Source organism: Brucella sp. NBRC 113783, assembly GCF_040372265.1.
In the GTDB taxonomy this organism is placed as follows: Bacteria; Pseudomonadota; Alphaproteobacteria; order Rhizobiales; family Rhizobiaceae; genus Brucella; species Brucella teleogrylli.
On record NZ_BAABRX010000001.1, the window covers coordinates 526900 to 544388 of the forward strand.

Sequence of the window (17489 nt, forward strand, 5' to 3'; positions counted from 1 at the left end):
GGCTTTATCAGCTGTTGGCTTCCGCGCCGCCATTTTCGGCAGCAGCCTTGGGGCCACCCTTGGATACGCCGACCATGGCCGGGCGCAGCACGCGGTCGCCAATGGCGTAACCCGCCTGCACAACCTGCACGACGGTATTGTTCGGCAGATCCGGGTTCGGTACCTCGAACATGGCCTGATGGAAATTCGGGTCGAATTTCTGGCCTTCCGGCTCAAGCTTGGTAACGCCGTGGCGTTCCAGCGCCTGCAGCATGGCGCGTTCGGTCATTTCCACGCCTTCGGCCAGCGACTTCAGGCTGGCATCGGCTTCCAGCATTTCGGCAGGAATGGTGTCGATGGCGCGGCGCAGATTGTCGGAAACCGACAGCATGTCGCGGGCGAAATTGGTCACCGCATAGGTGCGGGCATCCTGCACGTCGCGCTGGGTGCGCTTGCGCAGGTTTTCCATTTCGGCAGCAACGCGCAGAACCTGGTCCTTGAGTTCCTTATTATCGGCTTCGAGCGCGAGAATACGGTTTGCGGTTTCATCGACCGCATTGTCCGCTTCGTCTTCCGCAACTTCGGCGCTGGCTTCCGCCTTGCGCGCTTTCAGGAAATCGGCGGCAGCCCGGTTCAGCGCCTCACGATCCCGTGGATTGTTGATGTCGCGCTGCTCAAGATCGGGGTTCTCGGTTTTGTTCTTTTCGTCAGACATAATGCTTCTTCCGTCTTGAATATCTTCTGGGGCGGATATCGAGTTTCAGGCCATTAAAATCAAGGCTTAATTTCTGCTGACCCGGTAAGATTGACACCTCACCGCAACAGCCGCGACACGATCTGTGCCGTATAGTCCACCATCGGCACGATACGCGCATAATTGAGGCGGGTCGGGCCGATGACGCCAAGCGCCCCGACCACGCGCTGTTCGCTGTCGCGATAGGGTGCGACCACAAGCGACGAGCCGGACAGTGAAAACAGCTTGTTTTCCGAGCCGATGAAAATGCGCACGCCCGAACCGGTTTCGGCCAGATCGAGAAGCTGGACCATGCCGTCCTTGGTTTCCAGATCGTCGAAGAGATGGCGCAGGCGCTCGATATCTTCCTGCGCGTGAATGTTTTCGAGAAGATTGGCGCGCCCCCGCACGATCAGCCGTGACGGCTGGTCGGAACCGGTGCCGCCCCAGACGGCGAGGCCCTGTTCGACAAGTTCCTGCGAAAGCTGGTCGAGTTCCTGACGGGTTTCCTCCATCAGCACTTTCAACTCGGCCTTGGCTTCGGAAAGCGTATGGCCGTGAATATGCGCGTTGAGGAAATTGGACGCTTCGACCAGCTGCGATGCGCTGATGCCGACCGGCAGATTGATGACGCGGTTTTCCACATCGCCATTCTGCATCACCAGCACGGCCAGCGCGCGGGTTGGTTCCAGCCGCACGAATTCGATATGTTTCAGCGCGCCTTCGGTCTTGGTGGCGAGCACGAGACCGGCCCCCCGCGACAGGCCCGACAGGACCTGACTTGCCTCGGTCAGCACGTTTTCAACCGAATTGCTGTTTCCGGCGGCGCGCACCTGCGCCTCGATGGACGAGCGCTCGCCGGGCGCCAGATCGCCGACTTCCATAAAGGCATCGACGAAAAAGCGCAGGCCGATCTGCGTCGGCAGACGGCCCGCCGACACATGCGGCGCATAGATCAGGCCCAGATGCTCCAGATCGCTCATCACATTGCGAATGGTGGCGGGCGAGAGCGAATGTGGCAGAAGACGGGACAGATTGCGCGAACCGACCGGGTCGCCGTCGTTGAGATAGCTCTCGACGACCAGCCGGAAAATTTCGCGCGACCGCTGGTCGAGCGAATTCAAAAGCTGATGTTCAGGCGATTTCATCATGATAGAGCGGCGAACCTGTTGATTGCTTGCCTTGAATATAAGGTTGCTGCGCCAAGCGTCAAAGGCTTTAGCCTCACACTGGCAATCCTCTCAACATATCTTTGGCCCCGGAACGATGTGAAATGCCTTTCTATTTGTGCCCGGGGGGCCTAAAAAGCCGCACGGAAAACTTTGAATCCCAAAAAACTCGATCAAGGAATTTACTATATGCGTCCATCCAAGCGTGCTGCCGACGAAATGCGCGCCGTCTCTTTCGAGCGCGGCATCTCCAAACATGCGGAAGGCTCCTGCCTGGTCAAATTCGGCGACACCCATGTTCTGTGCACGGCAAGCCTTGAGGAAAAGGTGCCGGGCTGGATGCGCAATACCGGCAAGGGCTGGGTTACGGCGGAATACGGCATGCTGCCGCGTTCGACCGGCGACCGCATGCGCCGTGAAGCAGCCACCGGTAAGCAGGGCGGACGTACCCAGGAAATCCAGCGTCTGATCGGACGCTCCTTGCGCGCTGTTGTCGATATGCAAGCGCTGGGCGAAGTGCAGATCACGGTGGACTGCGATGTCATTCAGGCCGATGGCGGCACGCGCACGGCAGCCATCACCGGCGGCTGGGTGGCCCTACATGAATGCCTGCGCTGGATGGAAGCGCGCCAGATGGTACGGGTCGAGAAGGTGCTGAAGGACCACGTTGCGGCTATTTCCTGCGGCATCTATGAAGGCGCTCCTGTTCTCGATCTCGATTATGCGGAAGATTCCGTCGCCCAGACCGACAGCAATTTCGTCATGACCGGCGCAGGCGGCATTGTTGAAATTCAGGGCACCGCCGAGGGTGCGCCTTTCTCGGAAGAAGAGTTCCTGAACCTGATGAAGCTGGCGCGCAGCGGTGTGGATCGTCTTGTGTCGTTGCAGAAAATGGCGGTCGCTTAAGAGCCTCACTCAAAAAAGCGTATTTGCAGCCGCACAAGACGACTTTTGGAACAGGCTCTGATAGGACAGTGTCTGCTCCATCTGAATAAGGAGACCTGATCCATGCGCGCTGCACGTATTCTTGAAACGGCTCTCTATGTTCGCGACGTCGCCGAGGCGGTAGAATTCTATCGCGACACAATGGGGCTGGAGCCGGTGGGCCAGCTTAGCGAGCGCAACGCTTTCTTCCGCTGCGGCGAGGGCATTTTGCTGCTTTTCAAGGCGGAAGAAACCTTGAAGCCGCCTTTGCCCGGCCATCTGCCTGTGCCACCACATGGCACGACGGGGCCGGGTCATGTATGTTTTGCCGCAAGTCGTGCCGAGATCGACGACTGGCGGGAACATCTGCAACAACATGGCGTCGCCATTGAGGCCGGTTTCGATTGGCCCAATGGCGCACATTCGATTTACTTCCGCGATCCATCCGGCAATTCGCTGGAGATCGCCGAACCCAAACTATGGAACTGAAAATGAGAACGCTGGAAAAGGGCAAGCTGATTGTCGCCTCGCACAATGCGGGCAAGCTGAAGGAATTCGACGGGCTGATCGGCCCGTTCGGCTTCGATGTCAGCTCGGTCGCGGCACTTGGCCTGCCGGAGCCGGACGAGACCGGCACCACGTTTGAGGAAAACGCCTATATCAAGGCGCTTGCAGCGGCTGAAGCCACCGGCTTGCCCGCATTGTCCGACGATTCCGGCCTGATGGTCGATGCGCTGGATGGCGAGCCGGGCGTCTATACCGCCAACTGGGCCGAGACCGAAGACGGCACGCGTGATTTCAACATGGCGATGCGCAAGGTCGAAGATCTTTTGCAGGAAAAGGGTGCGACGAGCCCGGACAAGCGCGGCGCGCGTTTCGTCTCCGTCATCTGCCTTGCATGGCCGGATGGCGAAGCGGAATATTTCCGCGGCGAAGTGGAAGGGGTGCTGATCTGGCCGCCACGCGGCACGACCGGCTTCGGCTATGACCCGGTGTTCTTGCCGGATGGCCATGAGAAAACCTTTGGTGAAATGTCCGCCGACGAGAAGCACGGCTGGAAGCCGGGCGACGCTTCGGCCCTGTCGCATCGCGCCCGCGCCTTCAAGCTTTTCGCCGAAAAGGCGCTCAACGTGGAGCCGGCTTCCGCGAAATGAACAGGCTCTTTCCCCCTTTGCAGGCGAAAAATGCTGCCAGCATGATCCCTATCGCGCGGGTAAACGGGGAAAATGCGTTCGGCGTCTATGTGCATTGGCCGTTCTGTCTGGCCAAATGCCCGTATTGTGACTTCAACAGCCATGTCCGTCATAAGCCGGTGGATCAGGCGCGGTTTTCTGAAGCGTTTCGCCGCGAGATGGAAACGCTGCGCGAGCGCACCGGCCCACGCACGGTCACCAGCATTTTTCTGGGCGGCGGCACGCCCTCGCTGATGCAGCCCGAAACAGTGGGTGCGCTTCTCGATAATATTGCGTCGCATTGGTCTGTCGCACCCGACATCGAAGTGACGCTGGAAGCCAATCCGACCAGTGTGGAAGCCGACCGTTTTCGCGGCTATCGCGCCGCAGGCGTCAATCGCGTGTCGCTCGGCATTCAGGCGCTGAACGATCCCGATCTGCGCCGTCTGGGGCGTATGCATTCGGTCGATGAGGCAAAGGCGGCCATTCGCTTAGCGCGTGAGATTTTCCCGCGCCTGTCCTTCGATCTGATCTATGCGCGTCCGAACCAGAGCATTGAGGCATGGCGCGAAGAGCTGAAGGAGGCCATCGGACTGGCTGCCGATCACCTCTCGCTCTATCAGCTGACCATTGAGGAAGGCACGCAGTTCTATAATCTCTGGAAGGCTGGGAAGCTGACCACGCCGGAGCCGGACCACGCCGCAGCGCTCTATGAAGAAACGCAGCGGGTGACGGCAGAGCATGGACTTCCGGCCTATGAGATTTCCAATCACGCAGTGCCGGGGCGCGAGTCGCAGCACAATCTGGTCTATTGGCGCTATGGCCAATATGTCGGCATCGGCCCCGGCGCGCATGGGCGTTTCGTGGAAAATGATGTTCGCACCGTCACCATGACCGAAAAGCACCCGGAAACCTGGCTCGATCATGTCGAACGGCGCGGTCATGGCATTGTCGAGGAAGAATATCTCGATGGCGGGCAGGAGGGCGACGAGTTTCTGATGATGGGGCTTCGTCTGCGCGAAGGCATCGATCTCGATCGATACAAGCGGCTGTCGGGCCAGAGCGTTGACCAGAAGCGTCTGGCGAAACTGATTGCCGAGGGCATGATCGAGCCGATGGGCGGTAGCATCATTCGCGCAACACCGGACGGTGCGCTGGTGCTGGATGCGCTGGTGGCCGATCTGGCCGCATGAGGGGTAAGCAATGACTGAGGATATGGGCGACGCACGGCGCGATTATGTGGTGGGTGGCACAGCCATGCGCGCCCGTCCGCTGGAACCCGCGCTTTATATCGTCTCGACGCCGATCGGCAATCTTGGCGATATGACGCTGCGCGGCATCGAAACGCTCGCCGCAGCCGATGTTTTGGCCTGCGAGGATACGCGTGTGACCCGTGTTCTCCTCGACCGCTACGGCATTTCCCGCCGCCCGATCAGCTATCACGAGCACAATGCCGCCGAAGCCGGAGAAAAGCTGATTGCCGCGCTGTCAGCGGGCAAAAGCGTTGCGCTGGTGTCGGATGCGGGCACGCCGCTCGTTTCCGATCCGGGCTTTCGTCTGGTCGGCGAAGCCCGCGAGGCGGGTATTCGTGTCGTTCCCATTCCGGGTGCTTCCGCCGTTCTGGCCGCACTCGCCGCTTCGGGCCTGCCGACCGACGCCTTCATGTTCTGCGGCTTCCTGCCTTCAAAACACGGGCAAAAGCAGACGAAGCTCGAAAGTCTCAAGGGAATCGACGCAACGCTGGTCTTCTACGAATCGCCAAATCGGACAGCGGCGACGCTGGCCGAAATGGCCGAAGTGTTCGGGTCGGATCGTCTGGGCGCGCTCTGCCGCGAACTGACCAAGGCCTATGAAACCATTCGCACTGCTCCGTTGGGCGAACTGGCGAAGGAATTCGACGGTGAGGATCGCATTCGCGGCGAAGTGGTTCTGCTGGTCGGCCCGCCGACAGGCAACACAATTCCGCAAAGCGAGGAAGACATCGACAAGCTGCTTCTGTCGCTTGCCGCCGAATTGCCGCCATCCAAGGCTGCAGGCGAGGCGGCGCGCATGACAGGCGGGCAGAAATCGGTTCTCTATCAGCGTCTTATGCAACTGAAATCGGATCAGCGATGACAGACCTCCGCGAGAAAAAGCGCGTTGCTTTCTTTCGCGGACATAGCGCCGAACGCTTTGCGGCGATGGTGCTTCTTTTGAAAGGTTTTCGCATTGTCGCGCGGCGCTATCGGACACGGCTCGGCGAAATCGATCTGATCGCCCGACGGGGTAATCTGGTGCTGATCGTCGAGGTCAAGGCGCGCAGCAGTCTCGAAGCAGCGCAATTGGCCGTCACGCCGCAGGCCATGCGCCGTATCGAAGCCGCAGCTGATCTCTGGCTGCAACGCCAGCCCGACCTTGACCGTCTGTCTCTTCGTTTCGACCTGATTGCCGTGCTGCCGCGCCGCTGGCCAAAACACGTTCCGGCCTTCTTCTCGAGTGGCGCTTATCGATAAGCCTATGTAAATCCTATAAAAATTGTGGGATATATTTCCGGCCTTACGGGAAATTAAAATCCCGCAAACGGCTGTTTTGAGAAAAAGTGATGCTCGCCATCATTTTCGCGCGCAAGCCCGTTTCTTATAAATCTCCCGCTCTCCATGGATAATGGCGCCAACTTTCACAAGACGCATTTCCGCACGCGAAAACGGTATCCGCGTTCGCTGGAAATGCTCTCAAGGATGGCATCGTGTCTCTACCGCAAAAGCGTTTACTGGCTGATTTTCCTGCCTTCTTCCGGGTGTCGGAAGAGGTGGTTGTCGTCGTTGGCGGCGGCGAGGAAGCTTTGAACAAGGCGCGCCTTGTGGCGCAGACATCCGCACGCCTTCGCATCGTTGCCGAGGAAACGGAACATCATCTGGCCGAGTTCATCGCAAGCCATGGTGTGCAGCATGTGGCGGCACCTTTTGCGCCGGAACATATCGAAGGCGCGAAGCTTGTTTTCGTGGCAACCGGCGACGAAGCGCAGGATCGCGCCATTGCCGCTGCGGTCAAGGCGCAGAAGATCCCGGTCAATGTCGTTGACCGTCCTGCCCTTTGCGATTTCCTGACGCCTGCCATCGTCAACCGCGCGCCACTGACGATTGCCATCGGCTCGGAAGGAAGCGCTCCGGTTCTGGCGCAGATGGTTCGTGCACGTATCGATGCCGCCTTTTCGCCGCGCCTTGGCGAGCTTGCGCATTTCGCCGAAAGCTGGCGTCCGCTGGTCGAGCGCGCATTGCCCAAGGGGCTGGCGCGCCGCAGCTTCTGGCGCGGCTTCTTTTCGGGCCGTGTTGCCAGCGCCATTGAAAATGGTGATCGCGCGGAAGCGTATAAGGCTGCGAGCGACCTGATCGAGCAGCGCGACAATGCCGCCGGTTATGTCTGGCTGGTTGGTGCCGGACCGGGTGCTGAAGACCTGCTGACCTTGCGCGCCCACCGCGCTTTGATGGAAGCCGATGTCATCGTGCATGATGCGCTGGTGCCGGAAGGCGTGATTGCCATGGGCCGCCGCGATGCCGAACGCCTCGCCGTCGGCAAGCGCAAGGGCTGCCATTCCAAAAGCCAGGAAGAGATCAATCGCCTGTTGGTTTCGCTGGGGCGGCAAGGCAAGCGCGTTGTGCGGCTGAAATCCGGCGATCCGCTGGTGTTCGGACGCGCAGGCGAGGAAATGGCGGCGCTGCGTGCCGCTGGTATCGGTTTCGAAATCGTGCCCGGCATCACCTCGGCCTTTGCCGCCGCTGCCGATATGGAATTGCCGCTGACGCTGCGCGGTGTCGCCTCGTCGCTGGTGTTCACCACTGGTCACGATATGACGGGCGATGTGCTGCCGGGCTGGGCCAAGCTTGCCGTCTCCGGCGCAACCATTGCCGTCTATATGGGCTCCACGGTCGCGGCATCGGTTGCCGCACGCCTGATTGGTGCGGGCCTGCATGAAGATACCGCCGTGGCGGTGGTGGAAAATGCGAGCCGGCAGGACAAGCGCCTATTCCACGGCACGCTGAAGGATTTGCCGGATCTGGAAAGCCGCAAGGAGCTTTCCGGCCCGGTCATGGTGATCATTGGCGATGCGGTCGCCGGTGCCGCAATCGACAAAGCCGAAGCGTTGGCCCTCAAGCCGGTTTCCGTCGCAGCCTAAACCCGCAGGATGCGCGGTTAACAAAAGTTTGGAGTTTGGAAATGGTCGTAAAAGTTCTCACTGCAAACCGGCTGATCGACGGGCAGGCTGTGTGGCTCGGTGCCGATGGTTCGTGGCAGGAGACCATCGACGGCGCGCTGGTTGCACGCCACGCCGAAGCTGTGACGGCGCTGGAAGACGCGGGCAAGGTTGCAGCGAAAGCCAATCTGGTTGTCGATGTGAATGTGATCGATGTTGAGGAGCGCGAGGAGGGGCTTTACCCGATCCGCCTGCGCGAGCGGATCCGCCTTTCCGGCCCGACCATCGTGACCTTTGGTGATCTGCCCCTCGACAAGCCTGCTTTGAAGCGCGCCTCGTAATATCTGTTGACGCATTTCCGGACGCAAAACCGGTTCCCACTTTTGCTGGAAATGCTCTGATCTGGATTTAGACTATGTATCGTTATGATGAATTCGACCGCGATTTCGTTGCGGCCCGCGTTGCCCAGTTCAAGGATCAGGTTGAGCGCCGCCTGACCGGAGAGCTGACGGAAGAACAGTTCCGTCCGCTGCGCCTGATGAATGGCCTTTACCTGCAATTGCACGCCTATATGCTGCGCGTGGCGGTTCCCTATGGTACGCTGTCGAGCCGCCAGTTGCGAAAGCTTGGTCACATTGCGCGCGTCTATGATCGCGGCTTTGGCCATTTCACCACGCGCCAGAACATCCAGTATAACTGGCCTGCGCTGAAGGACGTGCCGCGCATTCTGGAAGAGCTGGCGGAAGTCGAGATGCACGCCATCCAGACCTCCGGCAATTGCATTCGCAACGTGACTGCCGATCACTTCGCAGGCGCTGCCGCCGACGAAGTGGCCGATCCGCGCCCCTTCGCCGAAATCCTGCGCCAATGGTCGTCGCTGCATCCGGAATTTTCCTATCTGCCGCGCAAGTTCAAGATCGCCATTGTCGGCTCGGACCATGACCGCGCCGCCATTCAGGTACATGACATCGGCTTGCAGCTGAAGAAGAACGAGGCGGGCGATCTGGGCCTTGCTGTCTATATCGGCGGCGGTCAGGGCCGCACGCCGATGGTGGCGAAGAAGATTCGTGACTTCCTGCCCATCGAGGACATGCTGACCTATGTGACGGCCATCGTGCGCGTCTATAATCTGCATGGCCGTCGCGACAACAAATATAAGGCGCGCATCAAGATCCTCGTCCATGAAACGGGCGTTGAAGAACTGACCCGCGAGATCGATGCTGAATGGGAAGAAATCCGCAATGGCGAGCTGAAGCTGCCGCAGCGCGATATCGACTCGATTGAAAGCTATTTCCGCATGCCGAAGTTGCCGCAACGGCCGGAAGGCTGGGAAGTGCTGGCTGTTACCCAGAAGGCCGATGCGGAATTTGCAAGCTGGGTGGCGCGCAATGTCACGCCGCACAAGAACCCGGATTATGCGGTCGTCACCATTTCGCTGAAGCCCATCGGCGGTATTCCCGGCGATGCGAGCGCCGAGCAGATGGAACTGGTGGCGGATATTGCCGAAACCTATTCTTTCGACGAAATCCGCGTCAGCCACGAGCAGAATCTGGTCCTGCCGCATGTGGCTAAGGCCGATCTTGCAGCCGTCTATGATCTGCTGCAATCGGATGGGCTGGTGACGCCGAATGCCGGTCTCATCACCGATATCATCGCCTGCCCCGGTCTCGACTATTGCGCCCTTGCCAATGCGCGCTCCATTCCGGTGGCGCAGCGCATTTCCGAACGCTTCGGCGACCAGCAGCGTCAGCTCGAAATCGGCGATCTCAAGATCAAGATTTCCGGCTGCATCAATGCCTGCGGCCATCACCATGTCGGTCATATCGGCATTCTGGGCGTCGAGAAAAAGGGTGAGGAACTCTATCAGATCACGCTTGGCGGTTCGGCGGACGAGCATTCGACCATAGGTGAAATCACCGGTCGCGGCTTTTCGTCGGAAGAAGTGGTGGATGCCATCGAAACGGTGGTCGATACCTATCTCGCCTTGCGTGAAAGCCCAGAGGAAAACTTCCTGGCCGCCTATCGCCGCGTTGGCATGGAACCGTTCAAACGCGCGCTTTATGGAGAAATAAGCCGTGCAGCTTGATGCTGAAGAAAGTGCTGCCGCCGAAGCCCGCCTTCTGGAGGCAAGCCACGGCGCGTCTACCCCGCAGGAAGTGATCGCGCTCGTCACGCGTGAACTCTATGACGGGCAGATCGCGGTTGTGTCTTCCTTCGGGGCGGAATCGGCTGTGCTTTTGCATATGATTTCGGAAGTCGATCCGGCGACACCGGTATTGTTTCTCGATACGGGCAAGCATTTCCGGGCCACGCTCGATTATCGTCACGATCTGGTGGACCGGCTGGGGCTGACCGATGTGCAGGATATCCTGCCGCTTGAGGACAGTCTTAAAAGCGATGATCCGTTTGGCGCGCTGTCGATGACCGATAAGGACCGCTGCTGCTTCATCCGCAAAGTTGAGCCGATGGCGCGCGCCGTCGCGCCCTATCGCGCCTGGATGACGGGCCGCAAGCAGTTTCAGGCATCGACACGCGAAAGCTTGCCGGTGTTTGAATCGGTCGGCCCGCGCATTCGTATCAATCCGCTAGCGCGTTTGCAGGCAGCAGACCTCAAGGCCTACGCTGAAAAGCACGATCTGCCGCCGCATCCTCTGACTGCGCAGGGCTATCGTTCCATCGGCTGCATGCCTTGCACGCGGCCCGTGAACGACGGCGAAGACCAGCGTGCCGGACGCTGGGCGGGATCAGAAAAGACAGAATGTGGCATCCATCTGACTGGCCTTGCCGACAGCCTTAAAACATTGGGAGCCACCGAGCGGAAATGAGCGATATCAACGAAACCAAACTCTGGTCCTCCGATGGCTTTCGCGAAGACGATTATGTCTTTGCCGACGATCTTGAAGCTGCGGGCGATGCCCCGGCGATCATCATTCCGCTCGCCGTCTGGCTCGGCCTAGATGAAGAGCGCCGCCGCGCCTCCAACCGCCGCATCGGCGTTTCGGTTGCGCCGGGCGAAGCGATTGAACCGCTGTTGAATGATCTGGGCAGCCTGCCGCTGATCGCCTTGCAGTTCCCGGCTTTCAACGATGGTCGCTCCTATTCCAAGGCCGAGATTCTGCGCCGCGAAGGTTTTGCGGGTGAGTTGCGCGCCGTCGGCGATGTGCTGATCGATCAGGCGGCGCTGATGCTGCGCACCGGCTTCGACAGTCTTCAGGTGACCAACAAGGTCGCCCAGAGCCGTCTTGGCGAAAACCGTCTGGTCGATACACCCGGTTACTATCAGCCGGGGCGCGGTTCCATTCCGGCGGAAGGTGGGTTCGCCTGGCGGCGGGTAAAGGCTAGTTAGACACATCGCTCAAACTTGCCATTTTTTTGGCTGTCTTGATGCGCTAGATACGCCTTGTCATTTACAGGGAGTCGATGCGTGATCCGGCACATTGTTTTCTTCAGCGTCAAGCAAGGTCAGGATATCGAGACAGTCAGAAAAGGGCTGGAGCAGCTTGCCACCATCCCGCATTCCGAAGTCTTCGAAGTTCTGCCGAATTCCAGGGTCGATCCGATGTGCGACCGCATCGATCTCGTCGTCTATGCCGAGTTCAAGGATGAAGAAGCGCTTTTCGCTTTCAAGAAACATCCGACCTATGACGCCACGACGCAACTCGTGCGCCCGATGCGCGAATTGCGTTTTTCCGCTGATGTTGTCACTGATAAAGAGTAGTTACCACTCCGCCTGTGGTCGTTCCTGAAGTGGCAGGCCGCCGAATAGATCTGGCTCGCTGGAGATTTTGGCGCGCTCGATATTGAGAAGCTTCAGTTTCGTCGCCGTGCCGCCCGCCGCCGAAAACCCGCCGACCTTGCCGTTGGAACCGAGCACCCGGTGACAGGGCACGATGATCGGAAACGGGTTTTTGCCAAGTGCATAACCGACCGCTTGCGACAGGCTCACGTCACCAAGTCGTCTGGCAATCGCGCCATATGTAGTGGTTTCGCCCGCCTTCAGTTCGAGAATAATCTCGTAAACCTGCCGGTTGAGGTCGGGGAGCGATTCGAACGCTAGCGGCGTTTGCGAGAAATCCGGCGATCCGCCGTCGAGAAGCGCGCGCACTTTTTCGATGGCTTGCGTTACAAAGGCTGGCACATCGGCCTGAGCATCGGAAAACTGTTCGCCCACCCGCTCACCAAGGCGGTAACGGGTTTCTTTCTCGTCCGTATCGCCGATTTCGACACCAATGACTTTTGCACCGCGCCAGGCAATGCCGCACGGGCCAATCGGCGTCTCAAAGATGGTGATTCCGGACGGTTCCATACGTATCAATATAGCACGGATTTCGCGACGAACGGCGACTGGAAACGATAAGTTGCAACATTTGCAGCGTATGGCGCTGCGAAATGGTTGAAGAACGTTCCGAATAATGATTGTGTGAGCGGGAAGGTCAGGATCGTGGCATGAGAGATTCCATGCCCTTAAATGGCCAAACGGGTCGATATAAGTTTCCGTCGCAGTTTTCGCGAGATCGGAACCGAGGAATTTAAATGGACGATTATGAGCGTTATGCCACGGGGTTAATGATCGTTTTCGGCGCGCTGATCATCGGCGGGCTGATGGCGGCAAACCTTTATCATGGCGACAAGCCGGGTTTTCTTTTCGCGCTTGGTGCAGCGGTCGTCGGCTGGTTTTCAGCTTTCGCCGTTCTTTTCGACAAGCCGCGCGTTTATGGCGTGATGATTGCCGTTGCAATCGGCCTTGTCGCGGCTTCTATCGGTGCCTACGTCACCTGAGAGCCATCAATATTTCGAAGCAATTGAGAGAAAAGCCCCGCAATGCGGGGCTTTTTCGTTGGTCGCGGCCTTATAGATAAGGCGAATAGCACTGGCGGCGCGGCCCGTAATTGGGTTGGAACGTATTGTCATAGGCGCGGTATGACCGATAGCGGCTGTAGCACCAGCGGGTATGCGGGTTGCGGCTGCGGTAAGTCGGTGCCGGACGGTAGGCAGGACCCGGACCCCAGTAACGCCGGTCATGTCTGTAATAGGGCCGGTAACGCGGACGGTCGTAGCGCCAATAGCGCCGGTCGTCGCGATAATCGTAATATTGCACCGTTTGCGCAGTAGGTGCCGATGCCTGAGCCGGTGCCGTGGTAGGGGCCGCCATCAGCGAGGGCTGCGCCGCATTGGCTGTCCCGGCAGCGGCGGACAGGCCCATGCCCAGCGACAGACACGCGGCAAAAACGGAATAACCAAACCTTTTCATAGGTCTCTCCTAATCAAAGCAATCGTTTATGTGCGTATTTTTGCTCGCCCATTGTGGCGGAGCGGTGGCTTTCACCAGTCACGATTTCTTCTGTGCTGCAACAGACCAGGGAGGGAACACAGAGCTGCCTGCAGCCCAAAGCGAGCAGTTTATAGCGGGTACATATAATGCTTCGAGAGCTGAACAATAATTGACATAAAGATATGTTTATGTCATTAAGCGACCTCCTGCGATTGTGCATATCAGAATACAGGCGGTACTCTTATGGCGTCTTCCCTCGACGATCTTTTCGGTGCAACGGCGGCTCAGCCCGATGGTTCGGAGGTGCTGGCCGCGCTGACCAAAGCGGCGCGCGAGCGTATTCTGATCCTCGACGGGGCGATGGGAACGCAGATTCAAGGGCTTGGCTTCCATGAAGAGCATTTCCGCGGTGAGCGTTTCGGGGCCTGTGATTGTCAGCTTCAGGGCAATAATGACCTTCTGACGCTGACGCAGCCAAAGGCCATTGAGGAAATCCACTACGCCTACGCCATTGCGGGCGCGGATATTCTCGAAACCAATACATTCTCCTCCACGACGATTGCCCAGGCCGATTACGGCATGGAAGAGCAGGTCTATGAGCTGAACCGCGACGGTGCGCGCCTTGCGCGTCGCGCTGCCTTGCGCGCCGAGCAGAAGGACGGTCGCCGCCGTTTCGTCGCGGGCGCTCTTGGACCGACAAACCGCACTGCATCGCTGTCGCCGGATGTCAATAATCCCGGCTTCCGCGCCGTCACCTTCGACGATCTGCGTGTTGCCTATGCCGAGCAGATCCGGGGGCTGATCGACGGCGGTTCCGACATCATCCTGATTGAAACCATCTTCGACACGCTGAATGCGAAGGCCGCCGTCTTCGCTTCGGAGCAAGTGTTCGAAGAGAAGGGCATTTTCCTGCCGGTGATGATTTCCGGCACGATCACCGATCTTTCCGGCCGCACCCTGTCCGGCCAGACGCCAACGGCATTCTGGCATTCGCTGCGTCACGCCAAGCCGTTCACCATCGGCCTCAACTGCGCACTCGGCGCCAATGCCATGCGCGCGCATCTGGACGAATTGTCGAATATCGCCGATACGTTCATCTGCGCCTATCCGAATGCCGGTCTGCCGAACGAGTTCGGCCAGTATGACGAAACGCCGGAGGCGATGGCTGCCCAGATCGAGGGCTTTGCCCGCGACGGCATGGTCAATGTGGTTGGCGGTTGCTGCGGCTCCACGCCGGACCATATCCGCGCCATTGCCGAGGCTGTTGCAAAGCACCCGCCGCGCAAACCTGCCAAGGTTGCCCCACTGATGCGCCTTTCGGGCCTTGAGCCGTTCACGCTGACCGAGGACATTCCCTTCGTCAATGTCGGGGAACGCACCAACGTGACGGGTTCCGCCCGGTTCCGCAAGCTGATCAAGGCCGGTGACTTTGCCGCCGCCCTTGATGTGGCGCGCGATCAGGTCGCCAATGGCGCGCAGATCATCGACATCAACATGGATGAGGGCCTGATCGACTCCGAAAAGGCGATGGTCGAATTTCTCAATCTGATCGCCGCCGAGCCGGATATCGCCCGCGTGCCGATCATGATCGACAGCTCCAAATGGGAAGTGATTGAGGCTGGCCTGAAATGCGTTCAGGGCAAGCCGGTGGTCAACTCCATTTCGATGAAGGAAGGTGAGGAAGCCTTCATTCATCACGCAAAGCTCGTCCGTGCTTATGGTGCGGCGGTCGTGGTCATGGCGTTCGACGAAACCGGACAGGCCGATACCGAAGCGCGCAAGATCGAAATCTGCAGTCGGGCCTACAAGATTCTGACCGAGCAGGTTGGTTTTCCGCCGGAAGACATCATTTTCGACCCGAACATCTTCGCGGTGGCGACCGGCATCGAGGAACACAATAATTACGGCGTCGATTTCATCGAAGCGACCCGGAAAATCATGGCGACCCTGCCGCATGTCCATGTGTCGGGCGGCGTGTCGAACCTGTCCTTCTCGTTCCGCGGCAATGAGCCGGTGCGTGAGGCGATGCATGCCGTGTTCCTCTACCACGCCATTCAGGCGGGCATGGATATGGGTATCGTCAATGCTGGTCAGCTGGCGGTCTACGATGCCATTGATCCGGAGCTGCGCGAGGCCTGCGAAGACGTGGTGCTGAACCGCCGCTCCGACGCGACCGAACGCCTGCTGGAGATTGCCGAACGTTTCCGCGATTCAGGCTCGAAGGAAGCCAAGGCGCAAGATCTGGCCTGGCGCGAATGGCCGGTGGCAAAGCGTCTCGAACATGCGCTGGTCAACGGCATTACCGAATATATCGAAGCCGATACGGAAGAAGCGCGTCAGGCTGCCGAACGGCCGCTGCACGTCATCGAAGGCCCGCTGATGGCCGGTATGAATGTGGTTGGCGATCTGTTCGGCGCGGGTAAGATGTTTCTGCCGCAGGTGGTGAAATCCGCCCGCGTAATGAAACAGGCTGTGGCCGTCCTCCTGCCTTACATGGAAGAGGAAAAGCGCCGCAATGCCGAAAATGGCATTGAGGGCGGCGAGCGTCAGAGCGCCGGCAAGGTGCTGATGGCGACCGTGAAGGGTGACGTGCACGATATCGGGAAGAATATCGTCGGCGTCGTGCTGGCCTGCAATAATTACGAGATTATCGATCTCGGCGTCATGGTGCCTTCGCAGAAGATTTTGCAGGTGGCGCGTGAAGAGAAGGTCGATGTCATCGGCCTTTCCGGCCTCATCACGCCATCGCTCGATGAAATGGCACATGTGGCCGCGGAAATGGAACGCGAAGGTTTCGACATTCCGCTTTTGATCGGCGGGGCGACCACGAGCCGCGTCCATACGGCGGTGAAAATTCATCCGCGTTACGAGCGCGGCCAGACGGTCTATGTGATCGATGCCAGCCGCGCGGTCGGCGTCGTATCCAGCCTGCTGTCGCCGGAAGCCAAGGGCAATTATGTCGATGGCATCCGCGAGGAATATGCCAAGGTTGCAGCCGCCCATGCGCGTAGCGAAGCGGAAAAGCAGCGCCTGCCGCTTGCCCGCGCCCGCGCCAATGCGCACAAGCTCGACTGGGACGCATTTGCACCGGTGAAGCCAAGCTTTACCGGCACGAAGACATTCGACGATTACGATCTGGCCGAAATTGCGCGCTATATCGACTGGACGCCATTCTTCCAGACCTGGGAGCTGAAAGGGCGCTATCCGGCAATCCTTGAGGACGAAAAGCAGGGCGAGGCCGCGCGCCAGCTCTGGTCTGATGCGCAGGCTATGCTGACGAAGATCATCGACGAAAAATGGTTCACGCCGAAAGCCGTGGTTGGTTTCTGGCCCGCCAATGCGGTCGGCGACGATATCCGGCTGTTCACCGACGAGAGCCGGAAAGAGGAGCTGGCCACCTTCTTCACGCTGCGTCAGCAGCTTGGTAAGCGCGATGGCCGCCCGAATGTCGCCATGTCCGACTTCGTGGCGCCCGTCGAGAGCGGAAAGCAGGATTATGTCGGCGGCTTCGTCGTCACGGCGGGCATCGGCGAAGTGGCGATTGCCGAGCGTTTCGAGCGGGCCAATGACGACTATTCCGCTATTCTTGTGAAGGCGCTGGCCGACCGTTTTGCCGAAGCCTTTGCGGAACTGATGCATGAGCGCGTGCGCAAGGAATTCTGGGCCTATGCGACCGAAGAAACCTATACGCCGGAAGAACTGATCGGCGAACCTTACAAGGGCATCCGCCCGGCTCCGGGTTACCCGTCACAACCCGACCACACCGAAAAGACCACCCTGTTCCGTCTGCTCGATGCAACGGCGGAGACGGGTGTGGAACTGACCGAAAGCTATGCCATGTGGCCGGGCTCGTCGGTTTCGGGCCTCTATATCGGCCACCCGGAAAGCTATTATTTCGGTGTCGCCAAGGTGGAGCGCGATCAGGTCGAGGATTATGCAAACCGCAAGGATATGAGCGTCGGGGAGGTGGAGCGCTGGCTCGCGCCGATTCTCAATTACACCCCCGGCAATGTTACGGACGAAGCGGCATAGCCGACGCAGCTGTCACAACCTCAAGAAGAAGGGCCTC

The 17489-nt window shown here is 59.2% G+C and carries 18 protein-coding genes; 14 read left to right on the forward strand and 4 right to left on the reverse strand.

Annotated elements, in window-relative coordinates:
* Positions 1–7: 7 nt before the first annotated feature.
* Positions 8–694 (reverse strand): nucleotide exchange factor GrpE, encoded by a 687-nt coding sequence (grpE, locus tag ABWW11_RS02410; RefSeq protein WP_109368193.1) that lies wholly within the window; start codon positions 692–694, stop codon positions 8–10.
* 98 nt (positions 695–792) lie between these two features.
* Positions 793–1863 (reverse strand): heat-inducible transcriptional repressor HrcA, encoded by a 1071-nt coding sequence (hrcA, locus tag ABWW11_RS02415; protein WP_109368194.1) that lies wholly within the window; start codon positions 1861–1863, stop codon positions 793–795.
* Between the two features lie 207 nt (positions 1864–2070).
* Between hrcA and rph the strand changes: the two genes are divergently transcribed.
* From rph to ABWW11_RS02475, 12 genes are all read left to right on the forward strand, one after another.
* Entirely contained in the window at positions 2071–2787 is a 717-nt protein-coding gene (gene rph, locus ABWW11_RS02420; RefSeq protein WP_078339626.1) for a ribonuclease PH, read from the forward strand.
* Between the two features lie 102 nt (positions 2788–2889).
* Positions 2890–3294, forward strand: a complete 405-nt coding sequence (locus tag ABWW11_RS02425; RefSeq protein WP_109368195.1) for a VOC family protein — start codon at positions 2890–2892, stop codon at positions 3292–3294.
* Positions 3295–3296: 2 nt separating this feature from the next.
* Entirely contained in the window at positions 3297–3959 is a 663-nt protein-coding gene (gene rdgB / locus ABWW11_RS02430; protein ID WP_109370147.1) for an RdgB/HAM1 family non-canonical purine NTP pyrophosphatase, read from the forward strand.
* Complete coding sequence (gene hemW / locus ABWW11_RS02435) at positions 3956–5170, forward strand: radical SAM family heme chaperone HemW (RefSeq protein ID WP_109368196.1); 1215 nt, start codon at positions 3956–3958, stop codon at positions 5168–5170. Before rdgB ends, hemW begins: the two co-directional genes overlap by 4 nt.
* Before the next feature lie 10 nt (positions 5171–5180).
* Positions 5181–6092, forward strand: coding sequence for a 16S rRNA (cytidine(1402)-2'-O)-methyltransferase (rsmI, locus tag ABWW11_RS02440; RefSeq protein WP_109368197.1), 912 nt, complete (start codon positions 5181–5183; stop codon positions 6090–6092).
* Positions 6089–6469 carry a YraN family protein gene (locus ABWW11_RS02445; RefSeq protein ID WP_109368198.1) on the forward strand — a complete coding sequence of 127 codons (381 nt, stop codon included), beginning with the start codon at positions 6089–6091 and terminating at the stop codon, positions 6467–6469. Before rsmI ends, ABWW11_RS02445 begins: the two co-directional genes overlap by 4 nt.
* 233 nt (positions 6470–6702) lie before the next feature.
* Positions 6703–8130, forward strand: coding sequence for a siroheme synthase CysG (gene cysG, locus ABWW11_RS02450; protein WP_124915164.1), 1428 nt, complete (start codon positions 6703–6705; stop codon positions 8128–8130).
* 41 nt (positions 8131–8171) lie between these two features.
* The gene (locus ABWW11_RS02455) at positions 8172–8489 is read left to right on the forward strand and encodes a DUF2849 domain-containing protein (RefSeq protein ID WP_109368200.1); all 318 of its coding nucleotides are present in this window, start codon (positions 8172–8174) and stop codon (positions 8487–8489) included.
* Between the two features lie 74 nt (positions 8490–8563).
* Positions 8564–10234 carry a nitrite/sulfite reductase gene (locus tag ABWW11_RS02460; protein ID WP_109368201.1) on the forward strand — a complete coding sequence of 557 codons (1671 nt, stop codon included), beginning with the start codon at positions 8564–8566 and terminating at the stop codon, positions 10232–10234.
* The gene (locus ABWW11_RS02465) at positions 10224–10973 is read left to right on the forward strand and encodes a phosphoadenylyl-sulfate reductase (protein ID WP_109368202.1); all 750 of its coding nucleotides are present in this window, start codon (positions 10224–10226) and stop codon (positions 10971–10973) included. Before ABWW11_RS02460 ends, ABWW11_RS02465 begins: the two co-directional genes overlap by 11 nt.
* A complete protein-coding gene (locus ABWW11_RS02470; RefSeq protein ID WP_109368203.1) occupies positions 10970–11494 on the forward strand; it encodes a DUF934 domain-containing protein in 525 nt (174 codons plus the stop codon). Before ABWW11_RS02465 ends, ABWW11_RS02470 begins: the two co-directional genes overlap by 4 nt.
* Before the next feature lie 78 nt (positions 11495–11572).
* Positions 11573–11866 (forward strand): Dabb family protein, encoded by a 294-nt coding sequence (locus ABWW11_RS02475; RefSeq protein WP_109368204.1) that lies wholly within the window; start codon positions 11573–11575, stop codon positions 11864–11866.
* Here ABWW11_RS02475 and ABWW11_RS02480 read toward each other — a convergent pair whose 3' ends face one another.
* Positions 11867–12454: a methylated-DNA--[protein]-cysteine S-methyltransferase gene (locus ABWW11_RS02480; RefSeq protein WP_109368205.1), complete on the reverse strand. Its 588-nt coding sequence runs from the start codon at positions 12452–12454 to the stop codon at positions 11867–11869.
* 227 nt (positions 12455–12681) lie between these two features.
* Here ABWW11_RS02480 and ABWW11_RS02485 point away from each other — a divergent pair, with 227 nt between their 5' ends.
* Positions 12682–12927 (forward strand): hypothetical protein, encoded by a 246-nt coding sequence (locus ABWW11_RS02485; protein ID WP_006465911.1) that lies wholly within the window; start codon positions 12682–12684, stop codon positions 12925–12927.
* 70 nt (positions 12928–12997) lie between these two features.
* Here ABWW11_RS02485 and ABWW11_RS02490 read toward each other — a convergent pair whose 3' ends face one another.
* A complete protein-coding gene (locus tag ABWW11_RS02490) occupies positions 12998–13399 on the reverse strand; it encodes a BA14K family protein (protein WP_124915165.1) in 402 nt (133 codons plus the stop codon).
* Between the two features lie 264 nt (positions 13400–13663).
* On the opposite strand from ABWW11_RS02490, the gene metH reads away from it, so the two are divergent.
* Complete coding sequence (gene metH / locus ABWW11_RS02495) at positions 13664–17452, forward strand: methionine synthase (RefSeq protein WP_109368206.1); 3789 nt, start codon at positions 13664–13666, stop codon at positions 17450–17452.
* Positions 17453–17489: the final 37 nt, after the last annotated feature.